The 11,167-nt window shown below is 65.5% G+C and carries 12 protein-coding genes; 5 read left to right on the forward strand and 7 right to left on the reverse strand.

The genetic code is table 11. The features are described from left to right. Positions 1-5: 5 nt before the first annotated feature. The 3 genes from EV191_RS02915 to EV191_RS02925 are packed head-to-tail and all read right to left on the reverse strand — an operon-like array spanning position 6 to position 3,149. Complete coding sequence (locus EV191_RS02915) at positions 6-1,550, reverse strand: AMP-binding protein (protein ID WP_243658800.1); 1,545 nt, start codon at positions 1,548-1,550, stop codon at positions 6-8. A gap of 5 nt (positions 1,551-1,555) precedes the next feature. Next, on the reverse strand, positions 1,556-2,104 hold the full coding sequence (locus tag EV191_RS02920) for a cupin domain-containing protein (protein ID WP_165912795.1): 549 nt from the start codon (positions 2,102-2,104) through the stop codon (positions 1,556-1,558). A gap of 40 nt (positions 2,105-2,144) precedes the next feature. Next, on the reverse strand, positions 2,145-3,149 hold the full coding sequence (locus EV191_RS02925; protein ID WP_132875219.1) for a fumarylacetoacetate hydrolase family protein: 1,005 nt from the start codon (positions 3,147-3,149) through the stop codon (positions 2,145-2,147). 177 nt (positions 3,150-3,326) lie between these two features. Here EV191_RS02925 and EV191_RS30005 point away from each other — a divergent pair, with 177 nt between their 5' ends. Together EV191_RS30005 and EV191_RS02930 are read left to right on the forward strand one after the other, a co-directional pair. Beyond that, positions 3,327-4,373 (forward strand): uroporphyrinogen decarboxylase/cobalamine-independent methonine synthase family protein, encoded by a 1,047-nt coding sequence (locus EV191_RS30005; protein WP_165912796.1) that lies wholly within the window; start codon positions 3,327-3,329, stop codon positions 4,371-4,373. An 88-nt stretch (positions 4,374-4,461) separates the two neighbouring features. Continuing rightward, positions 4,462-5,109 (forward strand): TetR/AcrR family transcriptional regulator, encoded by a 648-nt coding sequence (locus EV191_RS02930; protein WP_165912797.1) that lies wholly within the window; start codon positions 4,462-4,464, stop codon positions 5,107-5,109. A gap of 35 nt (positions 5,110-5,144) precedes the next feature. On the opposite strand, the gene EV191_RS02935 is transcribed toward EV191_RS02930, so the two are convergent. Next, positions 5,145-6,047 carry an SDR family oxidoreductase gene (locus EV191_RS02935; RefSeq protein WP_132875221.1) on the reverse strand — a complete coding sequence of 301 codons (903 nt, stop codon included), beginning with the start codon at positions 6,045-6,047 and terminating at the stop codon, positions 5,145-5,147. 75 nt (positions 6,048-6,122) lie between these two features. Between EV191_RS02935 and EV191_RS02940 the strand changes: the two genes are divergently transcribed. After that, the gene (locus EV191_RS02940) at positions 6,123-6,752 is read left to right on the forward strand and encodes a TetR/AcrR family transcriptional regulator (protein WP_165912798.1); all 630 of its coding nucleotides are present in this window, start codon (positions 6,123-6,125) and stop codon (positions 6,750-6,752) included. A 21-nt stretch (positions 6,753-6,773) separates the two neighbouring features. On the opposite strand, the gene EV191_RS02945 is transcribed toward EV191_RS02940, so the two are convergent. Next, a complete protein-coding gene (locus EV191_RS02945; RefSeq protein ID WP_132875223.1) occupies positions 6,774-7,241 on the reverse strand; it encodes a MarR family winged helix-turn-helix transcriptional regulator in 468 nt (155 codons plus the stop codon). Between the two features lie 68 nt (positions 7,242-7,309). Here EV191_RS02945 and EV191_RS02950 point away from each other — a divergent pair, with 68 nt between their 5' ends. Next, positions 7,310-7,696, forward strand: a complete 387-nt coding sequence (locus tag EV191_RS02950) for a tautomerase family protein (protein WP_132875224.1) — start codon at positions 7,310-7,312, stop codon at positions 7,694-7,696. A gap of 32 nt (positions 7,697-7,728) precedes the next feature. On the opposite strand, the gene EV191_RS02955 is transcribed toward EV191_RS02950, so the two are convergent. Next, complete coding sequence (locus EV191_RS02955; protein WP_132875225.1) at positions 7,729-8,910, reverse strand: MFS transporter; 1,182 nt, start codon at positions 8,908-8,910, stop codon at positions 7,729-7,731. Between the two features lie 100 nt (positions 8,911-9,010). Here EV191_RS02955 and EV191_RS02960 point away from each other — a divergent pair, with 100 nt between their 5' ends. Further along, positions 9,011-9,646, forward strand: a complete 636-nt coding sequence (locus EV191_RS02960) for a CGNR zinc finger domain-containing protein (protein WP_165912799.1) — start codon at positions 9,011-9,013, stop codon at positions 9,644-9,646. Between the two features lie 29 nt (positions 9,647-9,675). Here EV191_RS02960 and EV191_RS02965 read toward each other — a convergent pair whose 3' ends face one another. Then, complete coding sequence (locus EV191_RS02965; RefSeq protein WP_132875227.1) at positions 9,676-11,082, reverse strand: mannitol dehydrogenase family protein; 1,407 nt, start codon at positions 11,080-11,082, stop codon at positions 9,676-9,678. Positions 11,083-11,167: the final 85 nt, after the last annotated feature.

Consider the following 11,167-nt stretch of genomic DNA (forward strand, 5'->3'; position numbering starts at 1 on the left):
CCCGGTTACCAGCCTGGCCAGCTCTGCCGGAGTGCCTTCTTGTCCGTCTTGCCGTAGGCGGTGGTCGGCATCGCCGGCAGCCGGCTGATCGCCTTCGGTCGCTTGTACGCGGCGAGTTGCGCGCGACAGTGTTGCTGTATCGCCGCTTCGTCGAGCTCCTGCCCAGTGGGGACGGCGAAGGCGACGACGGCTTCACCCCAGTCCGGGTGCGGCACACCGACGACCGCGACCTGCTCGATACCCGGGTACTCGGCGAGGACGTTCTCCACCTCGGTGGTGTAGACATTCATCCCACCGGTAATGATCACGTCATTTACCCGGTCGAGCAGGTAGACATACCCTTCGCTGTCCATCCTGCCGATATCGCCGGTATGCAACCAACCACCGCGTAGCGTTTCGGCTGTCTTGTCCGGAAGGTTGAAATACCCGGACATCACATACGGCGCACGCGCGACGATCTCCCCTGGCTCGCCGGCCGGCAGCCGGTTCCCGGCGTCATCGTGCACCTCGACCTCGGCAAGCAGTACCGGCTGCCCGCAGCTGGTCAGCCGTTCCGGCCTCTCTGGATCGTGATCGTCCTTGCGCAGTCTGGTAAGGAAGTTTGGTGCTTCGGACTGGCCGTAGAGCTGCATGAACACCTGACCGAACCGGCGCAGTCCTTGTTCCAGTCTGTCCAATGTGATTGGTGCGGCGCCGTAGAGCAGCGTGCGCAGCGCGGAAAGGTCCACGTTCCGTCCTTCCGCGCGATCCAGCAACCGGTAGATCATGGTGGGGACCAGGAAAGTGAAGGTGACCCGATCCTCGGCGATCCGCCGCAGTACCAGGTCGGTGTCGAACCGGCGTTCCAGGAAGACCGTCGCGCCGCGCAACAACGCGGTCTGCGCGAGGAAACCCGCCGAATGTGGCAACGGCGAGGTGAGCAGCACCCGTTCGGTTTCCCGCATCCCGGTCTCCACCAGGTGCGCGAGCATGTTGTTGGCCAGCGTGCGCTGGGTGTGCACCACGCCCTTTTGGTTCCCGGTGGTGCCACCGGTGTACAGGATCAGCCCGATATCCTCCGGTGCTGCCGCGGCATGCTCAACCGCTCGGTCCGATGGTTCGGCGAGCATCCGTTGCCAGGAGTCGGCTTCAGCGTGCTCAGCTGACTCGTCCACGGTGATCACCATGTGCAGGGCAGGCGCCGCACTTGCCCGCACGGCCGGCAGCATTCCGGCGTCCGCGATCGCGACGGCCGCACCACTGTCCCGCAGGATGTAGTCGATCTCGCGTGCCGCGAGCTGATCGTTCAACGGTACTTTGCCCGCACCGCACCGGATCAGCGCCAGGTCGGCCAGGACATACTCGATCCGGTTCGACATGGCTAGCGCTACCAGTACTCCCGGCCGCACACCGCGCCGGGCGAGCGCATTCGCCAGAACGTCCACCTGATCCGCAAGCGTGTGGTAGCTCCACCGGACGCCGTCGACCACCACGGCTTCCCGCGCGCCGTGCCGGGCGAGGACGCCGTCGAACATTCCTTGCAGCGTTGGGACTCCGGACGGATTATCCACTGTGGTCAACCGAGGACGGTGGGACGCGCGCCGTCGACGAGTACCGCCGCAAGCACGCAGGGTTCGGTGCCCCGGTTGACCCAGGCATGGTCGGTGCCCTGCTGGATAATGCAGTCACCCTGGCGCAGCAGCGTTTCGCTGCCATCGCCCATCAACATGGTCATCTCACCGGAGATCACCACGAGGTAGTCGATCGAGTCGGTCCGGTGCATACTCGGATGCTTTTCTCTTGCCTCCGCGTCTGGCTTGTTCGTGCTGCCCATCGCTTCGAAGACCTTGTCGGTGTCCATCCCGTCGAGGTCCTGCTCCGGCGGGATCTGCACTACCCGGAACAGCGTGCCCTGTGGCGTCGGGTCGTGCCGCATCGGTCGGGCTCGGTCCGCCGCACTGTTCATGTCCACTGGGGACTCATCGGTCGACCAAAGTTCGGTGCTACCCGCCTCCGACCAGCCGGGGAACTCCAGTGTCTCGGTCGCGGTGCCGTCGAACAGGATTGTCGCCGCGCCGTCGGGGCCATGTCCGGTCACGATCCGCCGGATGGGTCGCAGTGCCATATCAGTACTCACCTCACCGTCGGCCAGCTGTCGCTGGCGTTCACTTGCCGGGAACCTGAAATCGCGGAGCGCCTTGATAGCTGGGCAGCCCCGCGGTCTGCCGTGCCGGTTGCCCGACCTGGTTGCGCAGTACGCCGATCCCGCTTGCTTCGAGTTCGACCACATCGCCTGGCTGGATCCAGCGATCCAGTTCGGCACCGCAGCCACCGCCCACCGTGCCGACAGCCAGAAACTCGCCGGGGTAGACATCCTCGCCGTAGGACGCCCAGGCGAGCACTTCGGCGAAACTGTACTGCCGGTTCGCCGTCGTCCCATGTGACCAGACGGCGCCGTTCACCCGTGCGGTCAGCTCGATCGCGTACTCGTCGATCTCGTCCATGGTCACTACCACCGGCCCGAGAACATTACAGAAATCCTTGCCCTTTGAAGGACCGATTCCCATACTCATCTCGAAGAACTGGATATCCCGCGCACTGACATCGTTAAACAGGGTCACCCCGCCGATCCGCTCCGCGGCCCGTTCCGGGCTGAGATCACGGCCGCCTGTTCCGACGAAGAACCCGATCTCCAGTTCATAATCCAGTTGGTCGGTGTAGGCCGGCCATGGGATGACCTCGTCGGGGCCGATCACCGAATCCACATTGCACTGATAGCAGATCGGCATCGCGCTGAACGCGGGCGGAACCGCGACCCCGGCGCCGGTGGCATGCTGCTGGTAGGTCAGATAGTCCCGGATCCGGCGCGGCCGCATCGGCGCGAGCAGCTGAACCTCCTCCGGCGGGAAGATGACCAGATGCGCGGCCGAACCGGCCAACCGCCCAGCTTCGCGCGCCGCGAGAACCGCGCCAACCACGTCCTCGGCCAGCTGCCGCGCGGCGCTACCGCCAGCGAAGAACGCGCCGAGATCCCCGAGTACCGCGCGGTCCACCTCTGCGGCTGGCGAGCCAAGCAATTCGGCAGCGGCGCGCAGATCGATCAGGCCTTGGTCGGTCACCGCGCCGAGGCGGGCAACGCCGTCCGGACGCGCAAATGTCGCAAGCTTCATCGCATGCCTTTCCGAACGCCTAGACTGTACTTCAGTACAACTTCCCTTGAAGCTATAGACACTTAGCAACGTCGTCAACACCTGCAATTCGACCAGGATTCAGAAAACGCCTGCTCGAACGGCTTTGTAGACTGAGGTACAGTGTTGTATCAAAACCTCAGCAATCTGGGAGCTGTCATGACCAACGATGTTCGTGCGCAGGGTGTCCATTTCGTCGGCACCATTCCACTGTCCGATGCCGAAGAGGTCTTTCGAACCGTCACCAGGTACGTCGGTGATCGAATTGACCGGCTGCCGGACGGCGAGACCGGAAGCCGGTCGCACTGGGTCTGGATCCAGGTTCCGCTGCTGCACCAACATCCCGACCTGGAAATAACCACGGTCGACGTGCCCCGAATCGGCAAGCTGGAACTGGTGGGCTTCCGCGACGGGGTAAACCCGGATCAGCTGGATCTCGGCAATATCGGCTACGCGGATTTCGCGATCGAGTCGTATGCCACCTTCGCGCGGTTGAAAGCCGAGGGAGTGATCGCGCCACAGGTCCGGTTCCAGGTGAACCTGCCCACCCCGGCGGCGATCTGTTCGATCAGCACCCTGCCCGACGCGTCCGCGCAGATCGAAGCGGCCTACACCAGGGCCATGCGCCGCGAGATCGGACGGATCCTGGACGCCATCCCGCATGACGAACTAGCGATCCAGTGGGACACCTGCCTGGAACTACTGTGGGTGGAGGGCTGGGGTGACGTACCGACGTGGTTCGAAGGCGATATCTGGTCGGCCGTGGCCACCCGGATGGCCGCGCTGAGCGCGCTGGTCCCCGCTGATGTGCAGCTTGGCTTTCACCTTTGCTACGGCGACTTCCAGCATCGCCGGCAGGTTGACCTCGATGATGCGGGCACGCTGGTGGATCTGGCGCATCTGCTTGTGGACAACGTCGATCGGCGAATCGATTTCCTCCAGCTGCCGGTGCGTGGCGATATCGACCCGGCCGGTTACCTCGCGCCGCTTGCCAACCTGCGGCTTGCCAAGGAGACCGCGCTCTACCTGGGACTGATCACCGATCAGGGCGGACTCGACGGCGCGCGCGAACGGGTTCGTGCCGCCAGGGAGCACGTGGCCGAGTTCGGGGTGGCGACGGAATGCGGGATGGGCCGCAGGGAGCCCGAGGCGATTCTCCCGTTGCTGGAGATTCACCGCGATACGAGCGCGCCCCGCGTCAGCTGACCTACCCTCGAACGGGTTCGCCCCACCCGACGTAGGATTGATCAAGCTGCCACGCCGGCAGTGCGACAGCAGCCGAGGGGGTGTGCTCGTGACCGCGGAGGAACAGGAACTGGGCCGGGCGGAACGCAAACGCCTCCAGACCCGGGAACGGCTGTATCACGCGGCGGTCAGCTTGTTCGCGGAGCACGGCTACGACGCGACCACGATGACCGATATCGCCGAGCACGCGGATACCGCGCGGGGAACGGCCTTCAATCACTTCCCGACCAAGGGTGCGTTCACCCTCGAATGGACCAGGCGCCGCACGCAGGAGGCCGCCATGGTCACCAGCAGCACGCTTTCCGAGGACATCGGCACGATCCCGCGAATCCGCGCCTACTTCGCTTACCTCGCTTCGGTGAACGAACGGGAGCGGGTGCTGACCAGGAATATGTTAAAAGGTTGGCTGCACGCCGAAGGACCGTTGCAGGAGGATAGTCCCTGGCTGAGCCAGGAGCTGACCACCTGGATCGCAACTGGGCAGGACACCGGCGAGATCGCACCCTCGGTGGATCCGCGCGCCGCGGCGAATCTGCTTCGGGACGGCTACCTCGGGGCGCTGTATCGCTGGGTGCGCGAAGGTGACGAGTCGCCAGACCAGCTCAACACCGAGATCGCGAAGGCGGTCGATCTTGTCCTGGCCGCGCTCGCCGTCCGCCCTGGCGAAGGCTCGGCAAGCGCGGCCGGACCCCGATGAACTCGCTAACCTAGCGAACGCGGTTCGCGTGTTCGCTAGGCGGTGCCGGAACGAGAACGCATGGCCTGGCCGAGCGCATCATCGTAGGAGCTGGCTTCGCTTGGCATCGCGGCAAGAATGTCCTTGGTGCGCGCTTCGAGAGCCGCGGCGGCAAGCCGGTCGGTCGGGATGTACAGGCGATCCCGCTGAATCCCGTCCACCACCATCTCGCCCACCGAGTCGATGTCTCGGCCGTACGTGGCGAGCGCGTAGTCGCCGACTCCAGCCAGCTGGGCCAGCCGCTCGCGAGCTTCGGCGGGCAGCACGCTTTCCGGGCTCGCGTTGAGGCTGTTACTGCCCACGTTGGTGGCGACCATCCCCGGGATCAGCACGCTCGCCCCGATCTCGCGCTGCTCATCGGCGAAGCCGCGACGCAGCGCCTCGGTTAGCCCGATAACGGCGAACTTGCTCGCGTGGTAGGTGTATCCGGAGCTGCGCTCGGGAAAGACCACCAAGCCGGCCGCCGAAGCCGTGTTGACGATATGGCAGGGGCCGCCGCGCTCGAGCATCCTCGGCACGAACGTGGTTACCCCGTTGTTCATGCCCTCGAGGTTCACGCCGAGCACGTAGTCCCACACCTCGTACCTGATCTCCTGGGAGATCGTCTGTAGTACGCCGATGCCCACGCCGGCGTTGTTGACCAGCACCGAGACCGGGCCGAGCTGGCGTTCGGTCGCCTCGGCTGCCGCCTGGAACGCCTCGCGATCACGAACATCCAATTCGACGGTCAGGACCTCGGTCTTGCCGCCGAGTTCAGCCTCAGCCGACCGCAGTGAATCCCCGTCGATATCCGCGAGCGCCAGCCGCACGCCTTGGTTCGCGAGCGCCCTGGCGATCCCCAGACCGATCCCCTGCGAACCGCCCGTGATGAAGGCGGTGTCACGGTGGGTTAGTTCCATACTTACTCCATAATTATAGTTACTCTAATTATGGAGTCGATACTATCCTGTCTCTGGTCGGGATACGATCTCGGCATGACCAGCAGTGGCCTTCGCGAACGCAAGAAGCAGCGGACCAGGCGCGCGTTGATCGAGACCGGGCTACGACTGTTCGCCGCGAACGGGTACGACGAGACGACGGTTGCCGATATCTGCGCGTCCGCCGAGCTCTCCCAAGCGACCTTCTTCGTGCATTTCCCAGCCAAGGAAGACCTGGTCTTCGCGGACCAGCCGGAACGCGCGGCCGCGATGCGCGAGCTCATCGCGGGCAGGGAGCCCGGCGAATCGCTGCGCACACTGCTGCTTCGCGGGGTCGATCTGCTCGGGGTGTCCGGGCGCTGGACGATCCCCCAGGACGACGACCTGGTCGCGGTGCGCGCCCAGCTGATCACCAGCGTGCCCGCGCTACGCGCCACCGCGCTGCGGCGAATGTTCGACATCCAGGCGGAGTGGGCTCAGGCGCTGGCCGAGGCGTTTCCGGACGAACTCGACGAGCTGGATGCGCATGCGGTGATTGGGGCGCTGGTGGGAGCCGTGGTCAGCGCCGCACTTGCGAACATCCGCCGGGGCGCGGAGGCATCGTCCATGCCGGAGGTCATCGCCCGCGCGGCGGGTCGAGCACTGGACGGCATCTCGCCAGCTGCCACCCAACCGCAAGATCCCTAAAGATTGCGATCCGGGGCGCGCTCAGGAATCCACTTGCTCGGTCGCCACGGCAAAGGACGCCTCGTAGGCGAGCAGCGTATCGATCACCGTACGGCGCTGCGCGGCCGTCAATGGCGCGACCGCTTCCCGCCAGGCGCGCGCGCCAGGTGACAGCCACTGCGAGACGGCTGGCCGGCTCGCCGCGCTGATATCGATGATGCGTCGCCGCCGGTCGGCGTCGTCCTCGTGTCGCTCCAGGACGCCTTTGCGGCTGAGATCGTTGACGAGCAGGCTCGCGGTCGTTGCGGCGATGCCGAGCTTTTCGGCCAGTTCCTTGACCGTTTGCGGGCCATCCAGCAGGAGCACGGACAGCAGCGACAGATGCCTGGGGGCGAGATCTTGTGACCGCAACTGCTCAGGCGGCGGTAAGCGCTTGATCCTGCCAACCAGCCGTGGCATGAGCAGCATCAGCTCCCGGACGGCATCGTCCACGGGTTCACGCGTTGACATCCGCATACCTTCAAATTATCTTTGTTTACAAAGCTATTTTGTTTTAATGGCAAGCCATTGGAGGACTCGTGCCACATCTGACTGTCTACACGCTCGAAGAAGACCTGGTTGATCGGGAGTCCGACCTGATCGAGGCGCTGACCGAAGCCGTCGTCGCGGTGTACGGGGAGTGGGCACGCGAAATCGCCGTGGTGCAGCTGATCGGAGTGCCCGCGGGCAGGTGGGGTATCGGCGGGAAGCCGGCGCAAGCCCCGGCGCCGAGCGTGAAGTTTGGCATCAAGGAGGGCGCGTTCCATCGTCCGGACTCGACGGAGATCGTGTCCGGGCTGGTATCCGGCGTTACTGAAGCGATCGTCGGCGTGCTCGGCGAACGCGTCCGCCCTGGGGTGACCGTCGAACTCGTCGGCACTCCGGATGGACGGATGGGCATCGGCGGCGCCTTGCCAGCCGCATAGCCGTCGGGGCATTGGCGGGTCGCGCTTCGGGATCAACCCCGGCGGAGCGCGGCAACGCAGCTGGCCAGTGCCAGTATGGCGGCGAGTCCGAACACGGCCGGATAGCCGGCACCGGCGACGAGGCCGCCAGCGATCCCAGCGACCACAATGGACAGATCGAGGAAAGAGGTCACCGCCCCCAGTGTCGCGCCACGCTCAGCCACGGGCGTCGACTCGACGGCAATCACCGCGAGGCTGGGGTACAGCATGCTAAACCCGCCGCCCGCGACGATCGCGCCGATGGCCACCATGACCAGGTTTGTGCCGACCGCGATCAACACGAGTCCGCCGGCCTCGGCGATCGCGGCCGCCAAGATCACCGTTGTCGCGCCGACGCGATCGGGCAGCCAACCACCCGCGAGGCGGACAGCGACATAGGCGCCACTGAACAGCGCGAGCAACATGGCGCCGTTGCCGATCCCGCGCTCGGCCATCGCCAGCGCGCCGAAACTCATCACGCAGGCGTAGCCGAATCCGCCCGCGCCAAGGGCCAGCCCTGGCAGGATCGCGCCACGGGGCATCAACTGGCGCGAGACGGGCTCGGCACTCGGCCGCCCGGATACCGCCCGCAGCGTCGGGGAAAGCAGCAGCAGGAGGGCGAGTCCCGGCAGGAATGCGGCGGCTAGCCACGTCCAGCTGAATCCACCGAACCGGTATGCGAGCTCCCCAAGCACTGGGCCAGCGGTAAGGCCGCCCCACATGGCCAGCCCGTACCAGCCGATCACCCTGCCGCGCCGTTCGGCAGGGGCCAGGGCGACGACCCAGACCGAGCCGGCGGTCATCACCAACGCCTCGGCAACTCCGGTCGCCAGCCGCGCGATCATCAGTACGGTGCCCGTTCCCAGTGGGAGCAGGTATGCCACGCCCGCACCCATCGCGACCAGCGAGCCGACCGCGATAACGCCCCGTGCGCCGCGCTGCTGCGCGATACGCCCACCGACCGGGCGCGACAGCAGCGCGACCACCGAAGTCACGGCGAACGCGATCCCGACCAGCGTGGCCGCCGAGCCGACTCCTGATTCGGCGACGAACCGTGGAATCACCGGGACCACGGCGCCGATCGCCAGGAAATTGCAGCACACCGCGGCCGCCACGGCGGCACAGGCGATCGGCCAACTCGGCGTGCGCCGTTCCCGTTGGCCCAGGTCGGCAGCCACTTCAACGTCGTGCGCCATGGCGCAACCTCCAAGCTCGACAACTACCGCCAAAACGAAGATAGACGGTGGATGGATGTGTGTATACCATCAAAACCGCGTTAGGCGGAAGGGGCTGGGGATGAACGAGCGGGAACCGGTCTTCCCCGAGCTGATCGGGGGCGCACGCTGTCTTGATCTGGCGAATACCGTCGTTCCCCGCCGACCACTGCCCGGCACCGAGCAGGTTGACCGGATACCCGATTACCGCGAATGCGTGAACTGGGCGGCATACGCGGGCTTTCTCGAGCCCGACGCCGCGCGGCAGCTCAAGCAGGTTGCGCAGGCGGAACAGGCAGCCGCGGCCGAGGTGCATGGTCGCGTCCTCGCGCTGCGCGAGGCCATCTACGAGACCTACGGAGCCATCGCCGACCATCGTCCAGTGCCGCCGGAAGGGCTAGCGGCGCTTCGGGACTTTTACAGCAATGCACTGGGTCGGGCGGAACTCGACACCACCGAAAGCGCTCAGGTTCTGGAGTGGACCTGGGCCGACGACGCCCTCGAAACTCCACTGTGGCGTTTCGCCGCGTCCGCTATGGACCTCGCCCGCACGGGTCCGCTCACCAGGGTGAAACGGTGCCCAGGCGACGACGGCCAGTGCGGCTGGCTCTTCCACGACCTCAGCAAGAGCGCGACCCGCCGCTGGTGCAGCATGAACATCTGCGGCGGCCGAGTGAAAAGCAGGCGCCAAGCCGCCCGCCGCCGCACCACCAGCTGACACCACGGACAGGTGTGCACCTAGCTCGGTCAGCTGCGCTCGTACACGCGGTACGCGCGCTGGAAATCGGCGGCGAAGCGAGCGTCGTCGATCAGGTCGCCAAACCATTCGCGGTTCGCGAGGAAGCTCACCGGATCGGCGTCAACAGTACGCAGCGCCGCCCCGAGTCGTTCGGCCTGTCGATCATTGAGCGAGTTCCCGGCGCGAAGCTCTCGCGCGGCGCGAACGGCCCACGCGGCGAGCACGCCGGCAGCCGCCGGGGCGGGCTTGCCGGCCCGACTCAGTTCCGCCGCGACGGGCACCAGGAATTTCGGTAGCCGATCGCTGGTGTCAGTGGCCAGCCGGTCGAGCGTATCCCGAATATGCGGATTGGCGAACCGCTCCACAAGCTGACTCATGTACTGCCCGAGATCGATGCCTGGCACCAGAGGCAGCGAATCGAGCGCCTCATCCGCCATGTAGCGCCGAACGAGCCCAACAACTTCCGCATCGGCCATGGCTTCATGTACGTAGCGGTGGCCGCGCAGCAGCCCGACATGCGCCATCGCCTGATGACTGCCGTTGAGCAGTCGAAGTTTCATCAGCTCGTACGGCCCAACGTCGTCGACAAGCTGCCCGCCAACGCCTTCCCAAGCAGGCCTACCAAGCGGGAAATCATCCTCGATGACCCATTGGGTAAACGGCTCGCAGACGACTGGCCACGCATCGTCGATACCGAACACATCGCGCACCAATGCGCGTTCGGCATCGGTGGTCGCTGGGGTAATCCGGTCCACCATACTGTCCGGAAAGGACACTGTGCGATTGATCCAGTCAGCGAATTCCACACCGTAAGCCAACCGCGCGAAAGCCACGAGCGCACGGCGGGTGACGCCGCCATTGCCAGGGATGTTGTCACAGGAAACCACGGCGAACGGCGGTATCCCTCGAGCGCGCCGCAGGTAAAGCCCAGCGGCGAGAATGCCGAAGACCGTGCGCGGGTACGGCGCGTTCACATCGGCGACTATGTCCACATTGGCCGTATCGAATTCACCGGTAACGTCGGAAGTGTTGTACCCGCCCTCGGTAATGGTCAACGAGACAACCCGGATCCGCGGATCCGCCAGGTATTCCCGCACGCGTTCAGGTTCGGACGGCGCGTGCAGGAAGTCGATGATGGCGGAGATCCGCGTCGCCACCTGGTGACCGTCCGCGCCGAGTTCGACGAGCGTGTAGCTGAAATCCTGCGCGCGCAGGATCTCGCCCAGCCGCGCGTCTTGCGGAAACAGGCCGACTCCGATGATGCCCCAGTCCACCGCCTCGCCCTTGCGAAGTAATCGATCAAGGTAGGCCGCCTGGTGCGAGCGGTGAAAGTTGCCGACCCCGAAATGCAGAATCCCCGCGGTGACCGCACGGCGGCCGTAGGCAGGCGCGTACATACCGCCACTGTCGTTCATCGGCACTCCTTGGCATCACGTTCCCGGCTGGCCGGGCTTGACGTACGGTCGCCTCTATGGTCATGATAAATCGATTGTTCACACA

Source organism: Tamaricihabitans halophyticus (genome assembly GCF_004340875.1).
In the GTDB taxonomy this organism is placed as follows: domain Bacteria; phylum Actinomycetota; class Actinomycetes; order Mycobacteriales; family Pseudonocardiaceae; genus Tamaricihabitans; species Tamaricihabitans halophyticus.